Source organism: Sphingomonas sp. (assembly GCF_017304615.1).
Lineage (GTDB): Bacteria > Pseudomonadota > Alphaproteobacteria > Sphingomonadales > Sphingomonadaceae > Sphingomonas.
In genome coordinates, this window is sequence record NZ_JAFKLZ010000002.1 from 245,608 (window position 1) to 267,374 (window position 21,767).

Here is a 21,767-nt window from a genome sequence, read left to right on the forward strand (position 1 = left end):
CCGGGAGCCTCGCCAGCGCCACGTCGCGCCGGTATCGGACAGCGAACTCCCAACCCCGAAAGCACAGCATGACCCTCCCCGTCCGCCAGATCGGCCCGTTCAGCGTTTCCGCGATCGGCCTCGGCTGCATGAACATTTGCCACGCCTACGGCACGCCGCCGTCGGAGGAGGAAGCGGGCAAGCTCCTCAACCGCGCGCTCGACCTCGGCGTGACGTTCCTCGACACCGCCGCGATCTATGGCGGTGGCCAGAGCGAACGCCTGATCCAGCGCTACGTCATGCATCGCAAGGCCGAGTTTACGCTCGCGTCGAAATGCGTGCTCGAGGTCGTCGACGGCAAGCGCACGCTCGACGGCCGGCCGGAAGCCATAACGGCGACGCTAGAGCGAGCGCTCGGACGGCTCAAGACCGACCATATCGACCTCTATTACCTCCACCGTCTCGACAAGAAGGTGCCGATCGAGGAGTCGGTCGGCGCTCTCAAGCGCGCGGTCGAGGCGGGCAAGATCGGCGCGATTGGCCTGTCGGAAATGGGCGCGGCGACGATTCGCCGCGCGCATGCCGTCCACCCCGTCGCCGCGGTGCAGAGCGAATACTCGCCAGTGGTGCGCAACCCCGAAGTCGCCGTGCTCGACACCTGCCGCGACATCGGTGCGGCGTTGGTCGCCTTTTCGCCGGTCGCGCGCGGCATGCTGGCGCGCGGGGTGAAGGCGGACGATTACGTCGAGGGCGACATCCGTCGTTCGATGCCGCGCTTCAACGGCGAGAACCTCGCGCACAATCTGGCCGTCGTCGCCCGGTTCGAGGCCCTGGCGGCGGAGGCGGCCATCACGCCGGCGCAACTGGCGATCGGCTGGGTGCTGGCGCAGGGCGACCATATCGTCCCGATCCCCGGCACGCGCAGCCTAGCGCATCTGGAGGAGGATGTCGCCGCCGCCCACGTCACGCTCACGCCCGCGCTGATCGCCGCCGTGGACCAGATCTTCGAGGGAACGATCCGCGGCGCGCGCTATGCCGCACCGATGCAGGCGCAGATCGACACCGAAACGCTCCCCGATGAGGAGCTTGCCTGAGATCGCGTCAGGCGATCAACCAGGCGACCGTGAACAGCGCACTGGCCAGCCCGAAACTGACCACGAACATGGTCAGGCCGTAGCTGCACTTGCACTCGCTGGCGTGGAAGCCGTGCATCATCCTCTCCCGGACGCGCCATCGGCTTATCTTTTCGGTCGCGTCTCGAGAGAAATTACACCTGTCGACCTCGAGTCGCAAGCGGTACGCGTATCAGCCTTCGTCCCGAAACTGTTCGTGGTGACGGATCACTTCGTCGATGATGAAGCGCAGGAATTTCTCGCTGAATTCGGGATCGAGCCGGGCGTCCTCGGCTAGTTTGCGCAGCCGAGCGATCTGACGTTCCTCGCGACCCGGGTCGGCGGGGGGCAGCCCTGCCTTCGCCTTGTAGCGGCCGACCGCCTGCGTCACCTTGAATCGTTCGGCGAGGATATGGACCAGCGCCGCGTCGATATTGTCGATGCTGCTGCGATACGCATCCAGGATTTCGTCGCTCATGATCCCTCCCGAGTCGACCGCCTTGTGGCGCATGCACGCCAGCATGCGCAACCGGCGCTTGCCTTCGTTGCGCGCGTCCGCCACATCGCGCTCAGATGAGCGCCACGATCCACCGCCTCGATCCCAGCCGCCCGGCCCCGAGCCTCGAGCCGATGATGAGCCTGGTCGCCGCCAACATGAACGCGGTCAACGCCGTGATCCTCGACCGCATGCAGTCGGAAATCCCGCTGATCCCCGAACTCGCCGGCCATCTGATCGCGGGCGGCGGCAAGCGGATGCGGCCGATGCTGACGCTCGCGAGCGCGAAGCTGTTGGGGTACACCGGCAACCGCCACTATCGCCTAGCCGCCGCAGTCGAGTTCATCCACACCGCGACCTTGCTCCACGACGACGTGGTGGACGGCAGCGATTTGCGCCGCGGCAAGCGCACCGCGAATCTGATCTGGGGTAACCCGGCATCGATCCTGGTCGGCGATTTCCTGTTTTCCCGCAGCTTCGAACTGATGGTCGAGGACGGCAGCCTGAAGGTCTTGAAGATCCTGTCGAACGCGTCGGCCGTGATCGCGGAAGGCGAAGTCAACCAGCTCACCGCCGCCCGCCGCGTCGACCTGGGCGAGGAACGCTATCTCGACATTATCGGCGCGAAGACCGCCGCCTTGTTTGCCGCGGCCTGCAAGATCGCCGCAGTGGTCGCCGAACGACCCGAGGCCGAGGAAGCGGCGCTTGACGCATTCGGCCGCAATTTGGGCATCGCGTTCCAGCTCGTCGACGACGCGATCGATTACGTTTCCGACGCGGGGACGATGGGCAAGGACTCGGGTGACGATTTCCGCGAGGGCAAGGTCACGCTGCCAGTAATCCTGGCCTATGCGCGCGGGAATGACGAGGACCGCAAGTTCTGGAAGGACGCCATCCTCGGCTTCCGCTCGTCAGACGAAGACTTCACGCGCGCTGTCGATCTTGTCCGCGCAACCCGCGCGATCGACGATACCCTCGCCCGCGCCCGTCACTATGGCCAACGAGCGATCGACGCGATCGCGGGCTTCGCTCCCGGCAAGGCCCGCGACGCTATGACCGAAGCAGTCGAGTTCGCGGTGGCGCGGGCGTACTGACCCGCGTCAGAACCAAGTGGGTATCTGGTCGTTGAAGCCGAAATACCCGATCTGCCAACCGGTCGCGGTGCGCGCGAAGTCGAATTCCCAGCGCGTGATGACGTCGTGATATTGCACCAGGTAATATTCGCGGAACGCCATGGTTCCGACCGCGTCACCGCACACGGCTTCCCATTTGGTCGGCTTGCCATAGGCCTTGGTGGCGGCGTCGATCTGGCCGATCATCTGCTCCTTCGCACCGATTTTTGCAGACCAAATCGGGTTGGCGTCAAGGACGCCGGACACCGCTTCCGCACCCTTGTTTGCGACGAGCAGGTCTAGGAAGGCCTTTGCCTTCGCCGCAGCCTCTGGCGGAATCGTCGCCGCGCAGGAATCGACGGCGTGGGCCGGCGCGGCATATGCAACCACGGCGAGAATGATCGGTGATAATCGCAGCATGCTGTTCTCCCTTTCCGGAGATTATGTAGCACCCACCATTCTGCCGCTAGCCACTTCCATCTCCCCGCGATCACGATAAGTTTTAACAATAAGGGACACACCATGGATCGACGCGATTTCCTCATGTCGGGTGCGGCGCTGACGCTTGCTGGCACGGCGTCGGCACCCGGATTTGCCACCCCTTCCGCCGACCCGCTCAACCCGCCCGGCATCAAGACGGCGGGAATCAAGATGCTCCCGGTGCGCGGCGGCAAGTATAAGGTGTGGACCAAGACGATCGGCGACGGACCGATCAAGGTGCTGTTACTCCATGGCGGGCCGGCCGCGACGCACGATTACCTCGAAGCGTTCGAAAGCTTCCTGCCGCCCGCCGGTATCCAGATGATCTATTACGACCAGCTCGGTTGCGGCAATTCGGACATACCCGACGATCCCGCGCTATGGACGCTGCCCGGCTTTGTCAGCGAGCTGGAGGAGGTGCGCCAGGGCCTGGGGCTCGACCAGTTCGTCCTGCTCGGCCACAGCTGGGGCAGCATCCTCGGCATCGACTATGCGCTGCAATATCAACGCCATCTGCGCGGGCTGGTCATCTCCAACATGACGGCGGGAATGAAAGCCTATCTGCGGCGCACCGCGGCGATCAAGGACTGGCTGTCGCCCGCCGATCGCAAACGGCTCGCCGAGCTCGAAGCGGCGCAGGACTACGACAATGCCGATTATCACCGCATCGTCGAAGGCACGCTCTACCCGCAGATGCTGTGCCGCACCGTGCCTTGGCCCGAGCCCGTCACGCGGTCGTTCGCGCGGTTCAACGCGAAGATCTACGAGGAGATGCAGGGCAAGAGCGAGTTCCTTGTCACCGGCAACCTGAAGGACTGGGAACGCTGGGACCGGTTGCACGAAATCAAGACCCGCGCGCTGACGATCGGGGCGCGTTATGACGAAATGGACCCGGCGGACATGCTGAAGATGGCGACGCTGATGCCCAACGCGCAGGGGTTCGTCTGTCCCAACGGCAGCCATATGGCAATGTGGGACGACCAGGCCTATTATTTCGACCACCTGCTCGCCTGGCTGAAGAAGGTCTAACCTGACCAAAGCGCTCGACATCGCGATCGCCGGATGCGGGCCGTGCGGGCTGGCGGCGGCGTTGTTGCTGCACCGCGACGGGCATCGCGTGACCCTGTTCGAACGGTTCGAGACGCCGCGGCCGATCGGTTCGGGGCTGATGATCCAGCCGACCGGGCGCGCGGTGTTGCGGCAGCTTGGGCTGGAGGAGGCGCTGGTCGAAAGCGGCGCTCGGATCGATCGGCTCTTCGGGCGCAACGACCGCGACCGGACGGTGCTCGACGTGCGCTACGGCAAGCTCGACGCCGGGGCGTTCGGGGTCGGCATTCACCGCGCGAGCCTGTTCGATCTGCTCCACACGGCGGTCGCGGCGGCGGGGATCGCGATCGAGGGCGGGCGCACGATCGCGGGCCATGAACACGGATCCCTGGCCTTCGCCGACGGCAAGCGCGCGGGGCCGTTCGACCTGATTGTCGATGCGCTCGGATCGCGCAGCACGCTGGCGCCGCCGACCGGGCGCGACCTCGCCTATGGCGCGTTATGGGCGAGCCTCGACTGGACCGACGGGTTCGACGGCCACGCGCTCGAACAACGCTATCGCGCCGCTAACCGGATGGTCGGCGTGCTGCCGATCGGGCGCGGGCAAGCCGCCTTCTTCTGGTCGCTCCGCGCCGACCAGGTCGATGCTTGGCGCACCGCGGGCCTCGACGTCTGGAAGGAAGAGGTACGCGCGCTCTGGCCCGCGACCGCGCCCTTGCTCGACCAGATCCCCGATCCCGACCAGCTCACCTTCGCGCGCTACGCCCACCGTACGCTCCGCCGTCCCGCCGAACCCGGCCTGATCCATCTCGGCGATGCGTGGCATTCGACCAGCCCGCAGCTCGGCCAGGGGGTCAACATGGCGCTGCTCGACGCCTGGGCGCTGGCGTTCGCGCTGCGGGAACGCGAGGCCCTGGGGGACGCGCTGGCGCTGGCCCTGTCGCTCCGCCGCGACCATGTCGCGCTCTACCAGCTAATGAGCCGCCTCTTCACCCCGGTCTATCAGTCCGACGGCGCGATGCTGCCGTTGCTCCGCGACGTCATCGTCGCCCCGCTGACCAAGGTGTGGCCCGCGCCCAGGGTGATGGCGGCGATGGTGGCGGGGATCGTCGGCAGCCCGATGCGCCGGCTCGGCCTCGCCTAGCGCCTAAGCCACACAAATGGGAACACATCGGTGCTCCGGCGAAGGCCGGAGCGTTGAAAGCTTCAGGCGCCGATCGCCACGGCTCCGGCCTTCGCCGGAGCACGATTCAGACCATAAGAAACCGCTCTAGCAACCGGTCGCGCAGGCCTCGCCCTGTTCGATCTGGATCGTCGCGTGCCCGATCGCAAAGCGTTCGTGCAGCATCGTCTGCGCCTCCGCCAGGAAAGTAGCCCCCGGCGTGTCGGCCATCACCAGATGCGCGGTCAGCACGGTTTCGGTCGTCGACATCGGCCAGATGTGCAGATCGTGCATCGCGCTCACGCCGGGCAGGGCCTTCAGCGCCGCCTCGACCTGATCGATATCGATCGCGCGCGGCACGGCATTGAGCGACATCTCGATCGTTTCGCGCAACAGGCCCCAGGTCTGCCAGAAGATGATCGCCGACACGACGATCGACGTCGCCGGATCGATCCAGTTCGCGCCCGTGAACCAGATCGCGACGCCCGCCAGCATGACCCCCGCCGAGACGGTCGCGTCCGCCGCCATGTGGAGATACGCGCCGCGCAGATTGATGTCGGATTTCTGCCCGCGCGCGAACAGCCAGGCGGTAGCGGCGTTGACGAGGATGCCGATCGCCGCGACGACGACGACGACCGCGCCCTTTACATGGGCAGGCTCGCCGAAACGCATCACCGCCTCGAACACGATCGCGCCCATCGCCATCAGCAGCAGCAACGCGTTGAGCAGCGCGGCGAGGATGGTCGATGCCTTGAAGCCGTAGGTGAACCGCTTGGTCGCCCCGCGCCGCGCAAGCGTCGCCCCGGCCCAGGCCACCGCCAGCCCCAGGACGTCGGACAAATTGTGCCCGGCGTCGGCCATCAACGCGACCGATTGCGACACGAAGCCGAGTCCGAACTCGACGATAACGAAGACGATGTTGAGACTGATCCCGATCGCAAAGGCCCGGTCGAACGTCAGCGGCCCGTGATGGTGCCCGCCCGGCCCATGGCTGTGCCCGGCATGGCCGTGATCGTGCTTGTGCGGCTTGCCATGATCGTGCGCATGGTCGTGGCCGTGATGATCGTGCGGGGGCATCGTAACGCTGCCTAGCATCGCGGATGCATGTGATACTAGGACGCGCGACAGAATGACCGATCTTCCCGTCCTCGCCGTCCTGCCGGACTTGCTGGCGTCGCTTGCCGAGCGGTCGAACGCCGTGCTCGTCGCGCCGCCCGGCGCGGGCAAGACGACCGCCGTCGCACCGGCCCTGCTGGGCGAAGCGTGGTGCGCGGGCGAGGTGCTGTTGCTTTCGCCGCGCCGCATCGCCGCGCGTGCCGCCGCCGAGCGGATGGCGGCACTCGCGGGCGAGCCGGTCGGCAAGACCTTCGGCTACGCAACGCGGATGGATTCGAAGCGGTCGGGCGCGACGCGCGTAATGGTCGTGACCGAGGGCATTTTCGTCGCTCGGATTCAGGCCGATCCCGAACTGGCGGGCGTGTCGGCGGTGCTGTTCGACGAAGTGCATGAGCGCAGCCTCGACAGCGATTTCGGGCTGGCGCTGGCGCTCGACGCGCAGGCCGCGTTGCGCCCCGACCTCCGCCTCGTCGCGATGTCGGCGACGCTCGACGGTGCGCGGTTCGCCAAACTGCTCAGCGGCGCGCCGGTGATCGAAAGCGAGGGACGCAGCCACCCGCTCGACCTGCGTTACCTTGGACGGCGCGGCGAGGCGCGGATCGAGGACGAGATGGCGAGCGCGATCCGCCTCGCCTTGCGCGAGCAAACGGGCGGCGTGCTCGCCTTTCTGCCCGGCGTCGCGGAGATCGAGCGTGTCGCCGAACGGCTCGGCGACATCCCCCGCGTCGCGCTCCACAAGCTCCACGGCCAGATCCCGCCGCCCGCGCAGCGCGCCGCGATCGCGCCCGAGGCCATGCGCAAGCTCGTCCTCGCGACCAGCATCGCCGAGACCAGCCTGACACTCGACGGCATTTCGGTGGTGGTCGATTCAGGCCTCGCCCGCCGCCCGCGCTACGACCGCGCGGCCGGGATGACGCGCCTCGTCACCGAACGCGCGAGCCAGGCCGCGGCGACGCAACGCGCCGGGCGCGCCGCGCGGCAGGGCCCGGGGGTCGCGTATCGCTTGTGGGAGGAAGCTGCGACCGCCGGTTTGCCGCGCTTCGACCCGCCCGAAATTCTCGAGGCCGATCTGTCGGCGCTGGTGCTCGACTGCGCGATCTGGGGCGTCGCCGATCCACACGCGCTGGCGTGGCTCGACCCGCCGCCCGACGCCGCCGTGGCGGAAGCGCGCGCACGGCTCGCGACGCTGGAGGCGCTCGACACGGACGGCCGCCCCACGGCGCACGGCCGCGCAATCGCCAGGCTGCCGATGCCGCCGCGCCTCGCGCACATGCTGGTGCGGGCGGGGGAAATGGGGCTGGCGAAGCAGGCCGCAGAGGTCGCCGTGCTGCTTGGCGAGCGCGGGCTCGGCGGGCCGGGCACCGACCTGGAGACACGCGTGCGCCGGTTCCGCAGCGAGCGCGGACCGCGGGCGGACAGCGCGAGAAGATTGGCGGAGCGGTGGACGATCGGTGAGGCGAAGCAGCGGTCGCCCGACGCGCACGGCGTCGCGATCGCCATCGCGCTCGCCTTCCCCGACCGCGTCTCCCGCCGCCGCGACGCGTCGGGCGAGCGCTGGGCGTCGGTCGGCGGGCGGGGGTTCCGGCTCGACCCGGCCGATAGCCTCGCGACCGCCGAATGGCTCGCGGTCGCCGAAACGCAGGGCGTGGCGGCCGGGGCGCGCATCCTGTCGGCGGCGGCGATCGACCAGACGACGGTGGAAACGCTGTTCGCCGACCGTATCGAGACGCGACGCAGCTTCGCGTTCGACCCCGCGACCGGCGCGGTCGAGGCGGTGCGCGAGCGGCGGCTTGGCGCGATCGCCTTGTCGCGCGGGCCGGACAGCAACGCCGATCCGGCCGCGATCGCCGCCGCGCTGGTCGAGGGGGTGCGCGAGCATGGCCTGTCGCTGCTCCCCTGGGGCGACGCCGCGACCGCGCTCCGCCATCGCGCCGCGTTCGCCGCCGCGCACGGCTGGACGGACTCGCTCGGTGACGAAGCGCTGACCGAACGTCTCGACGACTGGCTCCCACCGATCCTCTCGGGCAAGCGCCGCCTTTCCGGGCTGTCCGACGCCGACCTTGCCGAGGCTCTGCGCAACCTGATCGGCTGGGACGCGATGCGCGCGCTCGACCGGATCGCCCCGGCGCGGCTCGACACGCCCGCCGGGTCGAGCGCCGCGATCGACTATGCGGCGGAAGGCGGGCCGACCGTCGAGCTGCGCCCGCAGGCATTGTTCGGACTCGCCAAGCACCCGACCGTCGCCAATGGTCAAGTGCCGCTGGTGCTTAGCCTCACCTCGCCCGCCGGCCGGCCGATCCAGACCACCCGCGACCTGCCCGGCTTCTGGGCGGGCAGTTGGGCCGCCGTCGCGAAGGAAATGCGCGGCCGCTATCCGCGCCATCCGTGGCCCGACGATCCCGCCGCCGCCAACCCGACGCTGCGCACGAAAAACGCTGATGCAAGGACGGCGAAGAAGAGTTAGAGGACGCGCATGGCCAAAGCCCGTATCTTCCAACGCCCCAAGAACGCGATGCAGTCGGGGCGCTATCGCACCGATCGCTGGATGCTCGAATTCGAGCCTGCCGAAGCCAAGCACCCCGATCCGCTGACCGGCTGGGCAGGGTCGGGCGACACGCGGGAGCAGGTGCGGCTGGGCTTCGCGACCGTGGAAGCCGCGATCGCCTATGCCGAGAAGAACGGGCTGGCGTTCGAGGTTGTGCCCGCACCGACGCGGACGCTCAAGATCCAGGCCTACGCCGACAATTTCCGCTAAAGCAAAGACGGCCCAAGCAGCGTCAGCAATTTGACGTCGATCGCGACGCCCGCGGCGCGGCGCTCGGCGATGAAATCGGCGATCCCGGTCAGCGGGACGCGGTGAACGGTGATGTCCTCGTCCGCCGTGCCGCCTCCATCACCCACCTTGGTCAGCCCTTCGGCGCGCACCAGCGTGAAGCATTCGCTGACCATGCCGGGCGAGGCGTAGAACGCGCCCAGCGAAGTCACGCGATCGGCGCGATAGCCCGTCTCCTCCTTCAGCTCGCGCACGGCGGACGCTTCCGCGCTCTCCCCCGCTTCCTCGTCCCCGACCAACCCCGCCGGCAGTTCCAGGCATCGCCGCCCTAGCGGCACGCGATATTGTTCGACCAGGATCACATCCCCGTCATCGATCGCCAGCACCACCGCCGCCTGCACGCCGCCGACGCGACCGACATATTCCCAGCGACCGCGCTTCTTCATCTCAAGGAAACGGCCCGCCCAGACCACCTCCTCCGCCGCGTCGGCGTCGGTCACGCTCACAATTCGATCAGCCGGTCGGGGAGTTCGTTGCGATCGTCTTCGGTCTTCGGGAAATGTTCGGCGACGATGACACCGATCGCTGCGACCGCCGCCGCCATGCCCTGAGCAGGGCGGCCCGCGCGCACCTCGTCGACCAGCGCGGTCATCGCGTCGCCCCAACGCTCGGGCGGCACCTTGGCGTGGATCGCCTGGTCCGCGACGATCTCGGCCAGCCGCTCGTCGAGCGACAGGTAGAGCAGCACGCCGACCCGCGCCGCGGTGCGCTTTTCCGCGCCGACCTTGAAATAGCGGATCGCCCGCCCGCGCACGCGCCGTGCCCGGACATGTGACGGCGTCAGGAACATGCGCAATCGAGAACGTCGGAACGCGAGCAAAACCAGCCCGAACACGATCGCCTCGATCAGCAGCAGCGCCACGAAGCGCATCGCCATGCCAGGCGCTTCGCCCCAGCCGCCCGTCACCAGCGCTATCTTGGTGTCGATCGCCCACGGCATCGCCGCCGCCAGCGCGACGACCAGCAGCATCGCCATCGCCCCCCAGACCAATCCGGTGTCGCGATACTCATCGGATCGCTGAGTGACGATCGTCACGATCTCGCCATCCGTCCCGGCCTCAGCAGCGGTCACGGCGTCGGTTACCAGCGCGTGATCCTGCTCGTTCAGGGGAAAGCGCGGCATCACCATCCGCCCGACGCCCCGCCGCCGCCGAACGATCCGCCGCCGCCACCCGAAAAGCCGCCGCCGCCCCAGCCGCCGCCACCGCCCGAATCGCCCCAGGACGATCCGCCGGAACTCCATGACGATCCGCCTGATCCCCATCCGCTCGTGCCCGGACCCCACAGGATCACCGGCGCGCTGCCACCGCGATAGCCCCGCCCGCGCCGTCCGCCGCGGAGGCTCGACAGGATGACGAACGCGATGATCAGCCCCCAGATGATCAGCCCCACCGGAATCTCGGCATCGCCGCCGGACGACCGCTTATGCGTGCGGTCGAACTCGGCGACCGCGGCGTCAGTGCGGGCCTTCGCTTCATCGGGCGAGGCGCGAAGCTGCTCGATCAATGCATCGGCACCCGCGGTCATCGCCTGCGGCACTTGCCCTGCCTTGAGCAGCGGCATCATCTTCTGGTTGATAATGACGCTCGCCAGCGCGTCGGTGACGACCGGCTCCAGCCCGTAGCCGACCTCGATCCGCGGCCCGCGATGCCCGGCCGGCTCGTTGGGCGCGATGAACAGGATGATGCCGTTATTGGCGTCCTTCAGCCCAACGCCCCAGGCGCGGCCGAGCCGATAGCCGTAATCTTCGAGCGGATAGCCCTGCAGATCGGGGATCGTCGCCACGACCAACTGTCGGTGCGTGTCCTTCTGCAACGCATCGAGCTTCGCTGTCAGCGCGGCCTCGGTCGCGGGATCCAGCACGTTCGCCGCATCGACGACGAAGCCCGTGAACTTGGGAAAGGTCTGCGCTGTTGCCGGCCCTGCTCCTGCGAACAGCAGCAACGCCAGCAACCAGCCGAGCTTGCGGAGCGTCATCGCCCCGGCCTCCTATCGATCAGCGATCAGTTCGAATTGCCGAAATTGACCGATGGCGCGGTGTCCGCGCCCGGCGTCGTCGCCTGGAACGGCACCATCGGCTTCGCGCCGTAGAAAATCTTGGCGCCGATCGCGTCGGGGAACGTGCGAATCTTGGTGTTATAGGCCTGCACCGCATTGTTGTAATCGCTCCGCGCGATCGTGATGCGGTTCTCGGTCCCTTCGAGCTGGCTCATCAGCACGGTGTAATTGCCCTGGCTCTTGAGCTCGGGATACGCCTCCTGCAGCCGTTGCAGCGACAGCGTGATGCCCGCCTGGGCGCGCTGGTACGCGGCCATCTTGTCGGGGTCGGTCAGGTCGCCCGCCGACACCTGGACCTTGGTCGCGGCGGCGCGCGCGTTGGTCACTTCGACCAGGATCGATTTCTCCTGTGCGCCGGCGGCCTTCACCGTCGCGACGAGGTTGGGGATCAGATCGGCGCGGCGCTGATACTGGTTCTGGACGTCGGCCCAGCGTGCCTTCGCCGCTTCCTCTGCGGTCGGCACCGAATTGACCCCGCACGCCGACAGCGTGGCGGCGACGGCAAACAGGATAACGCTACGAAACTTCATGGGAACGACCCTCCAGAACCCTTGCGCGCCGCAATGTAGGGGGTCGTCATTTGCGCGAAAAGGGAAATGCGACAATCGCGGCTTGCAGTGTCCGCCGCGCGCGGCCTAACCTCGCCGCGTCCACGGCGAAGAGGGTGCGGCAATGTTCAAGGAATTCAAGGCGTTCATCATGCGCGGCAACGTGATGGACCTGGCCATCGCGGTGATCATCGGCGCGGCGTTCGGCAAGATCGTCACCAGCCTGACCGACGACATCATCATGCCGGTGATCGGCAAGATATTCGGCGGACTCGATTTCTCGAGCCATTTCCTCGTCCTCAACCCGGAAAAGGTGCCGGCGGCGCTGGCTGGGTCGACCGACTACGCCGCGCTCAAGAAGGCCGGCGTGCCGCTGCTCGGTTATGGCGAGTTCATCACCCAGGCGGTCAATTTCGTCATCATCGCCTTCATCATCTTCCTGATGATCCGCGCGGTGAACCGCATGATGCCGCCGCCCGTAGAAGAGGTTGCGGGCGACCCCGCCGACGTCGTGTTGCTGCGGGAAATCAGGGATGAGTTGAAGAAGAAAAGCTGACCGACACTGCTTGGTAGACGCTGTGCTCCGGCGAAGGCCGGAGCGTTGGCAACCGAAACCCCACCCGGCCAACGCTCCGGCCTTCGCCGGAGCACGGTCGACTCGATCAGATCAGGAAAATACCGGGTTCAAGCAGCCGCCAGATCCTCAGCGACGGCATCGGCGAGGCTGGTGCCGTCCAGGATGCGCGCGGTCTCATCGCGCACCCGCGCCATGGCGTTGCGGATCGCGCAGGTCGCTTCGTCCTTGCAATCGGCGCAGCGGCGGTACGCGGTGCGGCTGACGCACGGCACCAGCGCCAGCGGGCCTTCGATCACGCGGATGATCTCGCCCAGCGAAATGAGGTGCGTCGGGCGCGACAGGCAGTAACCGCCGGCCTTGCCGCGATGGCTGTGAATGAACCCGGCCTCGCGCAGGTCGGCGAGGATCAGTTCGAGGAATTTGCGCGGGACGTTGGCGTTGTCGGCGATGCGGTTCATTGGGATCGGCGGACCGCCCACCGGGGCTTCGGCCAGATAAAGCATCGCGCGGAGCGCGTACCGGGAACGCTGCGTCAACATGGTGCGATACTTTATTACGCAATATTGTGGCGCAGGGAAGGCGAAGCGGTGCTTTTTGACGTCACGGCGTGGCTCAATCATCACAGCTATCGGGCGTGAGAGCGCCGCAAAAAAGCGCCCACTTTTCTTTAAGCGCCGAGTCCTTATATTGGCCCGTGCAAGGGCTTCGGCCCGGCTATGGCGATAAACGACGACGTATAATAGACGCAGCGGACCCGGGGGCAGTACCCGGCGGCTCCACCATAAAAGGTGGTGTACTGGACACCGTTTCTGACGGGGCCGAACCAGGATCGACGTGTGTTGAAAGGCGCTGTCTTTTGCTCGGAATGGGACCACCGTGACGGCCCGTACACAAGTGCCAACGATAACGAAGCACTCGCTATTGCGGCCTAACCCTACGGCCTAACGGCCCAAGGTTAGACTAAAATGCGCGGTTGGACCCACCGGGCAACAGAAGGGATTCCAGCGGTTCGGAGAGGCACCGGGCAACAGAAGCCTCTCCACTGCTTCGTGTAGCGGATTAGCACGGCTAGTCCGCGCCCGACACGAAGCACGGCCGGCCTCGCGCCCGCGAGGACCGACGGGGTGGCTTCGCCACGCCGCATCCCTTTACGATATTCCCTCCGTCACCCCGGCCTTAAGCCGGGGTCCAGCTGCTTCCGGCGCGTTGGAGAGCGTACGTCGGCTCAAGTCCGGCGTGACGAGAGGCGGTACCACTTCCCCTCCCCTTCGAAATTGCGGTATGCTCTCCCAAACAGACTCGGAGAGTGATGATGGCGACACTGGCGACGGTCGATACCAGCAGCGAAATGGCCCCCGGCGAGTGGGAGGCGCGAGTCGATCTCGCCGCCGCCTATCGCCTCGTCGCACTCTATGGCTGGGACGATCTCATCTTCACGCACCTGTCGGCGCGTGTGCCGGGGCCGGAGCATCACTTCCTGATCAACCCCTACGACATGATGTTCGAGGAGATCACCGCGTCGAGCCTGGTCAAGATCGACGTCGAGGGCAATCCGGTCGGCAAGTCCGAACATCCGGTCAACCCGGCGGGCTTCACGATCCATTCCGCGATCCACATGGCGCGCGAGGACGCCAGCGCGGTGATGCACCTCCATACCCCTTATGGCCAGGCCGTGTCGGCGATGGAATTCGGCCTGCTCCCCCACACCCAGACCGCGATGATCGCCAAGCACAACGTCGCCTATCACGACTATGAGGGAATCGCGACCGACCTGGACGAGCGCGAGCGTCTGGTCGCCGATCTCGGCGAGAAGCACGCGATGATCCTGCGCAATCACGGCACGCTGACCGTCGGCAATTCGGTCGCGGCATGTTTTCTGCGGCTCTATTTCCTGGAGCGCGCGTGTGAGGCGCAGGTGCATATGCTCGCCGCCGGCCGCGACGGCCTCAACAACCCGCCGCAGGGCACCGAGGAAAAGGTCGCGATCCAGTCCGCCCCCGGGGGCATGGGCATGGTCGCCGAACGGCTCGCCTGGCCTGCGCTCCTCAGGAAGCTCGACCGCATTGACCCGAGCTTCCGCAACTAGCCTCCCGCGCGCACCCGCATTTACCAATCGGTAACGGCTGTGCGTCAGCTTGGCGCGCATGCTCAACCTTGCCTGCACGCTGGAGAAATCGCCGCGCGTCGAACAGCGCAAGTTCACCCGCATCGAGCTGGGCGCGCCGGTCAGCGTGCGGTCGCGCGAGAGCGGGCGCGAGACCGGCATGATCGAGAACCTGTCGGTCGGCGGCTGCGCGATCGTCGCGCCGGGCGTCTATCCGGTCGGGGCGCGGCTGTTCGTGACGATCGCCAATTTCCAGTCTTTCGCGGGGCGAGTCGTCTGGCACAATGCGGTCGACGACCGGTTCGGGATCGAATTCGACACCCCGCTGCACCCCGCAATCGTGGACCATATCGCGCGGTTGAAAGCCTAAGCGCGGCGACCAGACATTCGCGACAGCTAATGTCGCGCTGGAAAACCGAGTCGGCCGGCGACGCCACCAGCGCTGTCTGACGACGCGGGATTTACTCCACAGGCGAGGCGGCCACCGACGGCCCAGCACTGACGATACATCCGGCTCACCCTTGAATAAGCTGTTGGTATGATTAGGCTACTGACAGAGCGGTGGGGGCCGGAAAATGTTGGAGAGCATCAAAAAGCACTGGGTAGTGACCAGCGTGATTACGCTCGTAGGAGCCATATCAGCCTATGGTGCTTTTTTTGGCGGGCTGGACTCGCTTCGAAAGACCTTCGACGCGGTTACTGCAAAGCCCAAGATCGAGCCCGATGTTAAGTTGGGTCTGGTCAATGTCGATATGTCAGTTGCTCCCGACGGCACTAATCAAAAGCCCGGACAATACCGCATCAATTTCTCGGCAATCCTCCGTAACCTAGGAGCGGACCCAATCCGCTCTCGAGTTTCCGAGGTCACATCGAGCGTGGCAGAGTTCAAGCCCGATAGGCCGGGAGGCGACTTTCCCGAACTCACAATTGGACCCAGCCTCAGCGTGAACGCTGACATGGACTCAATTTCGTTTCCATTGAAGGCAGGTCAATACCTTGAAGGCCGGATCGATTGGAGGGTGAAGTATGGACCGGCTGACGGCGATCTAACTGAAACAATGAAGATCAGCGGTGCCGTAGGTATTCGTTTGCGTCAGAAGAAGCCCTTTTTAACTTGGACCCCAGACGCGGATTCGGAACGTCCAGTTGGTATGATCGCTAGGGTAACCAACTACGATGCCGAATCCGGCAAGACACCCGCCGAAGCTGCCGTCGATGCAGAGGTTGCAAAGACTGCGAGATGAATCCCCGTCGCCGGTCAACAAGCCGCACGATCTAGCGCACATCGCTAATGCCGGGTGACGCCGCTTATCGGCCTTGAAGCACGGACAAGCTGTCAAATTCCAACAAAAAAAGGCCCCGGCGTTCCCGCCGAGGCCCTCTTTCTGCAACCTAAGCGCCAGGCTTAATCGTCGCCGCCCGTCAGGAACGCCGGCACATGGCCCTGGTCATCGCCGCCTTCCGAGCGTTCGCGGCGCGGGCCGCGGTCGCCGCCGTCACGGCGCGGACCCCGATCGCCGCCATCGCGACGCGGGCCACGGTCGCGACCGCCGCCGCCGTCACGACGCGGACCACGGTCGCCACGCGGGCCACGGTCACCGCCCTCACGCGGTTCGCGCGGCGGGCGAGTGTCTTCCAGCTCGGCGCCGGTTTCCTGGTCGACGACGCGCATCGACAGGCGGACCTTGCCGCGCTGGTCGATCTCGAGGACCTTGACCTTGACTTCCTGGCCTTCGCTCAGGACGTCGGACACCTTTTCCACGCGCTCGTTCTTGATTTCGGAGACGTGGACCAGGCCGTCCTTGCCGCCCATGAAGTTCACGAACGCGCCGAAGTCGACCAGGTTGACGACCTTGCCGTCATAGACCTTGCCGACTTCCGGCTCCTCGACGATGCCGCGAATCCACTTCATCGCCGCCTCGATCTGGGTCAGGTCGCTCGACGAGACCTTGATCACGCCCTCGTCGTCGATGTCGACCTTGGCGCCGGTCGTCGCGACGATCTCGCGGATCACCTTGCCGCCGGTGCCGATGACGTCGCGGATCTTCGACTTGTCGATCTGCATCGTCTCGATGCGCGGGGCGTGCGCCGACAGCTCTTCACGCGTGTGATCAAGTGCCTTGTTCATCTCGCCCAGGATGTGCGCGCGGCCCGCCTTCGCCTGGTTCAGCGCGGCTTCGAAGATCTCGCGCGTGATGCCCGCGATCTTGATGTCCATCTGCATCGTGGTGATGCCTTCGGACGTTCCCGCCACCTTGAAGTCCATGTCGCCCAAATGATCCTCGTCACCCAGGATGTCGGACAGGATCGCGAAATCCTTGCCTTCCAGGATCAGACCCATCGCGATGCCCGAGACCGGGCGCTTGATCGGCACGCCGGCGTCCATCATCGCCAGGCTGCCGCCGCATACCGACGCCATCGACGACGAGCCGTTCGACTCGGTGATGTCGCTGGTCAGGCGGATCGTGTAGGGGAACTCCTCCTTCGTCGGCAGCACCGGGTGCAGCGCGCGCCAGGCGAGCTTGCCGTGGCCGACTTCGCGACGCCCGGGAGCGCCGAAGCGGCCGACTTCGCCGACCGAATAGGGCGGGAAGTTATAGTGCAGCATGAAGTTCTGGTAGGACAGGCCGTTGAGGCCGTCGATCATCTGCTCGGCGTCCTTGGTGCCCAGCGTCGCCGTGGCGATCGTCTGGGTCTCGCCGCGGGTGAACAAGGCCGAACCGTGCGCGCGGGGCAGGAAGTGCGTTTCCGCGACGATCGGGCGGATCTGCGTGGTCGAGCGGCCGTCGATGCGGGTGCCGTCCTTCAGGATGGCGCCGCGGACGATCTCCGCCTCCAGCTTCTTGGTCAGCTTGATGCCGGCCATGACCTGTTGCGGGGTCAGCCCGTCGGCGGTGAACTGCTCCTTCGCCTTCGCGCGCGCCGCGTTGAGCGCGTTCGAACGAGCCGACTTGTCGGTCAGCTTGTAGGCGGCGGCGATATCCTTGCCGATCAGCTTCTTCAGGCTGTCCTTGAGCGCGGCATTGTCGTCGCCCGAGGCGACTTCCCACGGATCCTTGGCGGCCTGCTCGGCCAGCTTCACGATCGCCTTGACGACTTCCTTGCACGCGTCGTGCGCGAACAGGACCGCGCCCAGCATGACTTCTTCCGACAGCTCATTGGCTTCGGATTCGACCATCATCACCGCGTCGTAGGTCGCGGCCACGACCAGGTCGAGATCGCCCTCGGCGACCTGCTCGTCGGTCGGGTTGAGGATGTATTCGCCGTTCAGGTAACCGACGCGCGCGGCCCCGATCGGACCCATGAAGGGCACGCCCGAAATCGTCAGCGCGGCCGACGCGGCGACCATCGCCAGGATGTCCGGCTCGTTCTCGCCGTCATACGACAGCACCTGAGCGATCGCGTTGATCTCGTTGTAGAACCCTTCCGGGAACAGCGGGCGGATCGGACGGTCGATGAGGCGGGAAACCAGCGTTTCCTTCTCGGTCGCGCCGCGCTCGCGCTTGAAGAAGCCGCCCGGAATGCGCCCGGCGGCCGAATATTTTTCCTGATAGTGGACGGTGAGCGGGAAGAAATCCTGCCCTTCCTTGACTGACTTGGCGGCGGTGACCGCGCACAGCACGACGGTTTCGCCGAGCGTCGCCATGATCGCGCCGTCGGCCTGACGGGCAACCTTGCCCGTTTCGAGCGTGAGGGTCTTGCCGCCCCACTCGATGCTTACCTTCTTGGTATCGAACATTTTGTATCCTTCACTCCCATCGCCCGATGCGATTGGGGGCCTATGTGCGGGCTAGCCGGCCCGCGCGGTGTGGAGCGAGTTGTCGCTCCGAAGCCACGTGCCGAATTGCTCGTGGCTCTGGATCCCCGCCTGCGCGGGGGTAACGCAATACGTAAACGGCCCGCCGAGGCGGGCCGAACGATTGCGTTACTTGCGAAGACCGAGCTTCGCGATGAGCGCGAGGTAACGATCGCCCTCGGTCTTGCGGAGATAGTCGAGCAGCGAGCGACGCTTGTTGACCATCATGAGCAGGCCGCGGCGCGAATGGTTGTCCTTCGCGTGGGTCTTGAAATGCTCGGTCAGGGTCTTGATGCGGTCGGTCAGGATCGCGACCTGGACTTCGGGCGAACCCGTGTCGCCTTCGGCGCGGGCATGTTCCTTGATCAGCGCTTCCTTGCGCTCCGGCGTAATCGACATTCTGTTTCCTTCGACATCGCGGACTATAGGTTGAAGCCTCTGACAACACGGGCTTCCCCGCTGGTGACTTCCACCAATGCAACCGGCGTATCGCCCAGCGTCGCGAAGTGAAGGCCATCGTCTTTGGCAATCCCGACCAGAACGCGCCCCTGTCGGAGCGCCCCTGCCTGGTCGGGATCGAGCGCGAGAGCCGGGATGTCGTCCAGCCCCGCCCTCAGCGGCAGGAGATATTGTTCAAGGGTGGGGCCCTTAGCGGCTTCGTCCAGTTTGTCCAGCGATATCGCGTGGGACAGGTCGAACGGACCGGCCTTGATGCGGCGGAGATAGGTGACGTGGCCGACGGTACCCAGCGCGCGGGCGATGTCGCGCGCGAGGGAACGGATGTAGGTGCCCTTGGAGACGTGCGCGGTTAGGGTCGCCTCATCAACCCGCTCGTCATCCCGGGCTTGTCCCGGGATCTGCGTCTCGACCGGCGATCCCGCTTGAGGCGCGGCAGACCCCGGCACAAGGCCGGGGTGACGAGTAAGGGAGTGCACCGTCACGTGTCGCGTGGCGAGCGCGACCTCTTCCCCCGCCCGCGCCAGATCATAGGCTCGCTCGCCATCGACCTTGAGTGCTGAATAGGCCGGCGGCACCTGCTCGATCGCGCCGGTGAAGCGCGGCAATACCGCGTCGATCTGCTCGACGGTCGGCCGCACGTCGCTCTCCGCGACCGCCTTCCCCTCCAGGTCGAGCGTATCGGTCTCGATCCCGAACGCGATGGTGAAGTCATACACCTTATCGCTGTCGAGCATCCGTCCGGCAAGCTTGGTCGCCTCGCCGATCGCGATCGGCAACACGCCCGTGGCCAGCGGATCGAGCGTGCCGCCATGCCCGACCTTCAACTTGCCGTAACCGCCCTGACGCAGCGCGCGCTTGACCGCACTCACGCCCTGCGTCGAGCCGAGCCCCAGCGGCTTGTCGAGTACGATCCACCCATGCACCGCGCGGCCCTAGCGGGTCGGCGCGCGGCGGTCAGCCCTTCTTGGCTTTCTTGGGCTTGGGCGGCGGACCGTTGCTCGCTGTCAGGCTGTCGATCTTGCAGCTTTCGCGATCGACCAGCAGCGATCCGGTGCGGTCTAGCTGGGTTCCGTTGAACCGCGTATCGACCGCGATTCGCGTCGCAACCGAAAGGCCGATGCACGGCCCCACCACCGTCGCATAATACCAACGGCGCCGCTGGTCCTGCAGCCAGACTCCACGATCACCATCAGGCTGGAAATCATAGAGTCCGATCGTGCCGACGAACGGGATGCTCTTCTCCTTGCCGATCTGATCGGCCGGCCAGACGGGTTGCTTGGCGAGAGCGGGCGCCGCAACGAGAACCGCGGTCGCCAGCGTGAAAAGGAAGCGCTTCATCGTCATTCTCCGATGACGAAACTAGGCCGCGGCGGCTGAACACTCGGTGAAGTGTTTGCGGCAGAGCGCGACATAGCGGTCGTTGCCGCCGATCTCGGTCTGCGCGCCATGTGCCACCGCGCGCCCTTGCGCATCGACCCGCAAGTTCATCGTCGCCTTGCGCCCGCATTCGCACACTGATTTGAGTTCGACCAACGAGTCCGCCAGCGCGAGCAACCGCGCCGAGCCCTCGAACAATTGCCCCTGGAAGTCGGTGCGGAGACCATAAGCGAGCACAGGAATGCCGACCACGTCGGCGAGATGCGCGAGTTGATCCACCTGCGCACCCGTCAGAAACTGCGCCTCGTCGACCAGCACACACGCGACCTTCTCGTGCGCGTGCCTCTCCGCGACAATCGCGGCGATATCGGTCGCCGCGTCGAACGGCGTCGCGGGCTGGTCGAGCCCGATCCTCGAGGTGATCGTCCCCGTCGCGAAACGATCGTCGATCGCGGCGGTGAACAGCATCGTCGCCATGCCGCGCTCGCGATAGTTGAAATCGGCCTGAAGCAGGGTGGTCGATTTTCCCGCGTTCATCGACGCGTAGTAGAAATAGAGCTTGGCCATGGCCTCCAGCCTAGCCACGGATTGCGGCGCCCGTCTATGCAGGCGACATAAAGGAGCGAGCGATGCGCGGCGGAATCTGGGTGCTCAACGTGATGGCCGCGATCTGGGGCATCGCCGCGATCATGGTCGGGCGGCTTCCGGCATCGCTGGCGGTCGTGCCTATCCTGGTGTCGGCGGTGATCCTTTTCTGGGCGAGACGACAGCCAGTCGGCACCGGCAATCCGGCTGAGGGCGACCATGTCGGCCGCGTGGTGGGGATCGCGACGGGGGTCGAGGGCATAGCGATCTTCATCGCCGCGAACGTGCTGATCAACCTGCACCTGCCGACGTTGGTGATGCCCGCGATCGCGATCATCGTCGGCTTGCACTTCATTCCGCTCGCGCGGTGGATTCCGGTGCCGCTATATTATCGTACGGGTGCCGGACTGGTCGCCATCGGAGGGGCAGCGTGCTTTTTCCCGCCGGAGCATCGCGCCATCGCCACCGGCGTCGCCGCAGCGCTGATCCTATAGGCAAGCGGCACTCTGCTGGTCCGCCAGGGGCGCGGCTAGTCGTCCGAACCAATATCCTGCGCGACGTGCGGGTCGCGCAGCAGCGCATCGATATGGCTGCCTTCATCGAAACTTTCGTCCGCCAGGAACTTGAGCCGCGCGGCGTATTTCATCTTCACGCGATGCGCGACTTCGCGCTGAAGGTAGGCGGTGTTGGTGCGCAGCGCCTTCAGCACCGCCGCCTCGTCCTTACCGAGCAACGGCTTCACGAAGACCGTCGCGTGGCGCAGGTCGGGCGACATGCGGACTTCGGTGATCGAGACCATATGACTGGCGAGCGTCTCGTCGTGCACGTCGCCGCGCTGCAGGATTTCGGACAGGACATGCCGCACCTGCTCGCCGACGCGTAGCGTGCGGACTGATTTTTCCTGGGCGCCGTCGTTATGCTTCATG

25 protein-coding genes and 1 other RNA gene are annotated in these 21,767 nt (G+C 66.1%); 12 read left to right on the forward strand and 14 right to left on the reverse strand.

Annotated elements, in window-relative coordinates:
* Positions 1-68: 68 nt before the first annotated feature.
* Complete coding sequence (locus J0J06_RS09425; RefSeq protein WP_294041339.1) at positions 69-1,073, forward strand: aldo/keto reductase; 1,005 nt, start codon at positions 69-71, stop codon at positions 1,071-1,073.
* Between the two features lie 211 nt (positions 1,074-1,284).
* Here J0J06_RS09425 and J0J06_RS09430 read toward each other — a convergent pair whose 3' ends face one another.
* Positions 1,285-1,569, reverse strand: coding sequence for a chorismate mutase (locus J0J06_RS09430; protein ID WP_294041340.1), 285 nt, complete (start codon positions 1,567-1,569; stop codon positions 1,285-1,287).
* Between the two features lie 95 nt (positions 1,570-1,664).
* On the opposite strand from J0J06_RS09430, the gene J0J06_RS09435 reads away from it, so the two are divergent.
* A complete protein-coding gene (locus J0J06_RS09435; protein ID WP_294041342.1) occupies positions 1,665-2,681 on the forward strand; it encodes a polyprenyl synthetase family protein in 1,017 nt (338 codons plus the stop codon).
* 6 nt (positions 2,682-2,687) lie between these two features.
* On the opposite strand, the gene J0J06_RS09440 is transcribed toward J0J06_RS09435, so the two are convergent.
* Entirely contained in the window at positions 2,688-3,119 is a 432-nt protein-coding gene (locus J0J06_RS09440) for a hypothetical protein (protein ID WP_294041345.1), read from the reverse strand.
* 102 nt (positions 3,120-3,221) lie between these two features.
* On the opposite strand from J0J06_RS09440, the gene J0J06_RS09445 reads away from it, so the two are divergent.
* Positions 3,222-4,208 carry a proline iminopeptidase-family hydrolase gene (locus J0J06_RS09445; protein WP_294041347.1) on the forward strand — a complete coding sequence of 329 codons (987 nt, stop codon included), beginning with the start codon at positions 3,222-3,224 and terminating at the stop codon, positions 4,206-4,208.
* 25 nt (positions 4,209-4,233) lie between these two features.
* The gene (locus J0J06_RS09450) at positions 4,234-5,370 is read left to right on the forward strand and encodes an NAD(P)/FAD-dependent oxidoreductase (RefSeq protein ID WP_366931224.1); all 1,137 of its coding nucleotides are present in this window, start codon (positions 4,234-4,236) and stop codon (positions 5,368-5,370) included.
* A gap of 126 nt (positions 5,371-5,496) precedes the next feature.
* Here J0J06_RS09450 and J0J06_RS09455 read toward each other — a convergent pair whose 3' ends face one another.
* Positions 5,497-6,465: a cation diffusion facilitator family transporter gene (locus J0J06_RS09455; protein ID WP_294041349.1), complete on the reverse strand. Its 969-nt coding sequence runs from the start codon at positions 6,463-6,465 to the stop codon at positions 5,497-5,499.
* A gap of 52 nt (positions 6,466-6,517) precedes the next feature.
* Between J0J06_RS09455 and hrpB the strand changes: the two genes are divergently transcribed.
* Together hrpB and J0J06_RS09465 are read left to right on the forward strand one after the other, a co-directional pair.
* Complete coding sequence (gene hrpB, locus J0J06_RS09460) at positions 6,518-8,968, forward strand: ATP-dependent helicase HrpB (RefSeq protein WP_294041351.1); 2,451 nt, start codon at positions 6,518-6,520, stop codon at positions 8,966-8,968.
* A gap of 9 nt (positions 8,969-8,977) precedes the next feature.
* On the forward strand, positions 8,978-9,259 hold the full coding sequence (locus J0J06_RS09465; protein ID WP_294041353.1) for an ETC complex I subunit: 282 nt from the start codon (positions 8,978-8,980) through the stop codon (positions 9,257-9,259).
* On the opposite strand, the gene J0J06_RS09470 is transcribed toward J0J06_RS09465, so the two are convergent.
* Genes J0J06_RS09470 through J0J06_RS09485 form a run of 4 tightly spaced genes read right to left on the reverse strand, consistent with a single transcriptional unit; the run spans position 9,256 to position 11,925 of the window.
* Positions 9,256-9,723 (reverse strand): NUDIX hydrolase, encoded by a 468-nt coding sequence (locus J0J06_RS09470; RefSeq protein WP_294042465.1) that lies wholly within the window; start codon positions 9,721-9,723, stop codon positions 9,256-9,258. The two genes, J0J06_RS09465 and J0J06_RS09470, sit on opposite strands and share 4 nt — an antisense overlap.
* A 56-nt stretch (positions 9,724-9,779) precedes the next feature.
* Complete coding sequence (locus J0J06_RS09475; protein ID WP_294041355.1) at positions 9,780-10,460, reverse strand: TPM domain-containing protein; 681 nt, start codon at positions 10,458-10,460, stop codon at positions 9,780-9,782.
* Positions 10,460-11,314 carry a TPM domain-containing protein gene (locus J0J06_RS09480; RefSeq protein WP_294041357.1) on the reverse strand — a complete coding sequence of 285 codons (855 nt, stop codon included), beginning with the start codon at positions 11,312-11,314 and terminating at the stop codon, positions 10,460-10,462. The genes J0J06_RS09475 and J0J06_RS09480 overlap by 1 nt, the downstream gene beginning before the upstream one ends.
* A 26-nt stretch (positions 11,315-11,340) precedes the next feature.
* The gene (locus tag J0J06_RS09485) at positions 11,341-11,925 is read right to left on the reverse strand and encodes a LemA family protein (RefSeq protein ID WP_294041359.1); all 585 of its coding nucleotides are present in this window, start codon (positions 11,923-11,925) and stop codon (positions 11,341-11,343) included.
* 142 nt (positions 11,926-12,067) lie between these two features.
* On the opposite strand from J0J06_RS09485, the gene mscL reads away from it, so the two are divergent.
* The gene (gene mscL, locus J0J06_RS09490) at positions 12,068-12,499 is read left to right on the forward strand and encodes a large conductance mechanosensitive channel protein MscL (protein ID WP_294041361.1); all 432 of its coding nucleotides are present in this window, start codon (positions 12,068-12,070) and stop codon (positions 12,497-12,499) included.
* Between the two features lie 128 nt (positions 12,500-12,627).
* Here the strand turns inward: mscL and J0J06_RS09495 are convergent, their stop codons facing one another.
* Positions 12,628-13,059: an Rrf2 family transcriptional regulator gene (locus J0J06_RS09495; protein ID WP_294041362.1), complete on the reverse strand. Its 432-nt coding sequence runs from the start codon at positions 13,057-13,059 to the stop codon at positions 12,628-12,630.
* A gap of 118 nt (positions 13,060-13,177) precedes the next feature.
* On the opposite strand from J0J06_RS09495, the gene ssrA reads away from it, so the two are divergent.
* The 4 genes from ssrA (at position 13,178) to J0J06_RS09515 (ending at position 15,868) form a co-directional block, all read left to right on the forward strand.
* Positions 13,178-13,524, forward strand: a transfer-messenger RNA (tmRNA) gene (gene ssrA, locus J0J06_RS09500).
* A gap of 308 nt (positions 13,525-13,832) precedes the next feature.
* Positions 13,833-14,606 (forward strand): class II aldolase/adducin family protein, encoded by a 774-nt coding sequence (locus J0J06_RS09505; RefSeq protein WP_294042467.1) that lies wholly within the window; start codon positions 13,833-13,835, stop codon positions 14,604-14,606.
* A gap of 58 nt (positions 14,607-14,664) precedes the next feature.
* Entirely contained in the window at positions 14,665-14,994 is a 330-nt protein-coding gene (locus tag J0J06_RS09510) for a PilZ domain-containing protein (RefSeq protein ID WP_294041364.1), read from the forward strand.
* Between the two features lie 205 nt (positions 14,995-15,199).
* Positions 15,200-15,868, forward strand: coding sequence for a hypothetical protein (locus tag J0J06_RS09515; protein WP_294041366.1), 669 nt, complete (start codon positions 15,200-15,202; stop codon positions 15,866-15,868).
* A gap of 161 nt (positions 15,869-16,029) precedes the next feature.
* On the opposite strand, the gene pnp is transcribed toward J0J06_RS09515, so the two are convergent.
* From pnp to J0J06_RS09540, 5 genes are all read right to left on the reverse strand, one after another.
* Positions 16,030-18,363, reverse strand: coding sequence for a polyribonucleotide nucleotidyltransferase (pnp, locus tag J0J06_RS09520; RefSeq protein ID WP_294041367.1), 2,334 nt, complete (start codon positions 18,361-18,363; stop codon positions 16,030-16,032).
* Between the two features lie 186 nt (positions 18,364-18,549).
* On the reverse strand, positions 18,550-18,819 hold the full coding sequence (rpsO, locus tag J0J06_RS09525; protein WP_146569285.1) for a 30S ribosomal protein S15: 270 nt from the start codon (positions 18,817-18,819) through the stop codon (positions 18,550-18,552).
* A 23-nt stretch (positions 18,820-18,842) separates the two neighbouring features.
* Positions 18,843-19,802, reverse strand: a complete 960-nt coding sequence (truB, locus tag J0J06_RS09530; RefSeq protein ID WP_294041369.1) for a tRNA pseudouridine(55) synthase TruB — start codon at positions 19,800-19,802, stop codon at positions 18,843-18,845.
* A 31-nt stretch (positions 19,803-19,833) separates the two neighbouring features.
* Positions 19,834-20,217, reverse strand: a complete 384-nt coding sequence (locus J0J06_RS09535) for a DUF6491 family protein (protein WP_294041371.1) — start codon at positions 20,215-20,217, stop codon at positions 19,834-19,836.
* 21 nt (positions 20,218-20,238) lie between these two features.
* Positions 20,239-20,823: a thymidine kinase gene (locus J0J06_RS09540; protein WP_294041373.1), complete on the reverse strand. Its 585-nt coding sequence runs from the start codon at positions 20,821-20,823 to the stop codon at positions 20,239-20,241.
* A 62-nt stretch (positions 20,824-20,885) separates the two neighbouring features.
* Here J0J06_RS09540 and J0J06_RS09545 point away from each other — a divergent pair, with 62 nt between their 5' ends.
* A complete protein-coding gene (locus tag J0J06_RS09545) occupies positions 20,886-21,335 on the forward strand; it encodes a hypothetical protein (RefSeq protein ID WP_294041375.1) in 450 nt (149 codons plus the stop codon).
* 35 nt (positions 21,336-21,370) lie between these two features.
* Here the strand turns inward: J0J06_RS09545 and rbfA are convergent, their stop codons facing one another.
* Positions 21,371-21,766, reverse strand: coding sequence for a 30S ribosome-binding factor RbfA (gene rbfA, locus J0J06_RS09550; protein WP_294041377.1), 396 nt, complete (start codon positions 21,764-21,766; stop codon positions 21,371-21,373).
* Position 21,767 lies beyond the last annotated feature (1 nt).

Coding starts and splice junctions, on each gene's coding strand:
- J0J06_RS09425 (WP_294041339.1), top strand. CDS start 69: ATGACCCTCCCCGTCCGCCAGATCGGCCCGTTCAGCGTTTCCGCGATC.
- J0J06_RS09430 (WP_294041340.1), bottom strand. CDS start 1,569: ATGAGCGACGAAATCCTGGATGCGTATCGCAGCAGCATCGACAATATC.
- J0J06_RS09435 (WP_294041342.1), top strand. CDS start 1,665: ATGAGCGCCACGATCCACCGCCTCGATCCCAGCCGCCCGGCCCCGAGC.
- J0J06_RS09440 (WP_294041345.1), bottom strand. CDS start 3,119: ATGCTGCGATTATCACCGATCATTCTCGCCGTGGTTGCATATGCCGCG.
- J0J06_RS09445 (WP_294041347.1), top strand. CDS start 3,222: ATGGATCGACGCGATTTCCTCATGTCGGGTGCGGCGCTGACGCTTGCT.
- J0J06_RS09455 (WP_294041349.1), bottom strand. CDS start 6,465: ATGCCCCCGCACGATCATCACGGCCACGACCATGCGCACGATCATGGC.
- hrpB (WP_294041351.1), top strand. CDS start 6,518: ATGACCGATCTTCCCGTCCTCGCCGTCCTGCCGGACTTGCTGGCGTCG.
- J0J06_RS09465 (WP_294041353.1), top strand. CDS start 8,978: ATGGCCAAAGCCCGTATCTTCCAACGCCCCAAGAACGCGATGCAGTCG.
- J0J06_RS09470 (WP_294042465.1), bottom strand. CDS start 9,723: ATGAAGAAGCGCGGTCGCTGGGAATATGTCGGTCGCGTCGGCGGCGTG.
- J0J06_RS09475 (WP_294041355.1), bottom strand. CDS start 10,460: ATGCCGCGCTTTCCCCTGAACGAGCAGGATCACGCGCTGGTAACCGAC.
- J0J06_RS09480 (WP_294041357.1), bottom strand. CDS start 11,314: ATGACGCTCCGCAAGCTCGGCTGGTTGCTGGCGTTGCTGCTGTTCGCA.
- J0J06_RS09485 (WP_294041359.1), bottom strand. CDS start 11,925: ATGAAGTTTCGTAGCGTTATCCTGTTTGCCGTCGCCGCCACGCTGTCG.
- mscL (WP_294041361.1), top strand. CDS start 12,068: ATGTTCAAGGAATTCAAGGCGTTCATCATGCGCGGCAACGTGATGGAC.
- J0J06_RS09495 (WP_294041362.1), bottom strand. CDS start 13,059: ATGTTGACGCAGCGTTCCCGGTACGCGCTCCGCGCGATGCTTTATCTG.
- J0J06_RS09505 (WP_294042467.1), top strand. CDS start 13,833: ATGGCGACACTGGCGACGGTCGATACCAGCAGCGAAATGGCCCCCGGC.
- J0J06_RS09510 (WP_294041364.1), top strand. CDS start 14,665: ATGCTCAACCTTGCCTGCACGCTGGAGAAATCGCCGCGCGTCGAACAG.
- J0J06_RS09515 (WP_294041366.1), top strand. CDS start 15,200: ATGTTGGAGAGCATCAAAAAGCACTGGGTAGTGACCAGCGTGATTACG.
- pnp (WP_294041367.1), bottom strand. CDS start 18,363: ATGTTCGATACCAAGAAGGTAAGCATCGAGTGGGGCGGCAAGACCCTC.
- rpsO (WP_146569285.1), bottom strand. CDS start 18,819: ATGTCGATTACGCCGGAGCGCAAGGAAGCGCTGATCAAGGAACATGCC.
- J0J06_RS09535 (WP_294041371.1), bottom strand. CDS start 20,217: ATGAAGCGCTTCCTTTTCACGCTGGCGACCGCGGTTCTCGTTGCGGCG.
- J0J06_RS09540 (WP_294041373.1), bottom strand. CDS start 20,823: ATGGCCAAGCTCTATTTCTACTACGCGTCGATGAACGCGGGAAAATCG.
- J0J06_RS09545 (WP_294041375.1), top strand. CDS start 20,886: ATGCGCGGCGGAATCTGGGTGCTCAACGTGATGGCCGCGATCTGGGGC.
- rbfA (WP_294041377.1), bottom strand. CDS start 21,766: ATGAAGCATAACGACGGCGCCCAGGAAAAATCAGTCCGCACGCTACGC.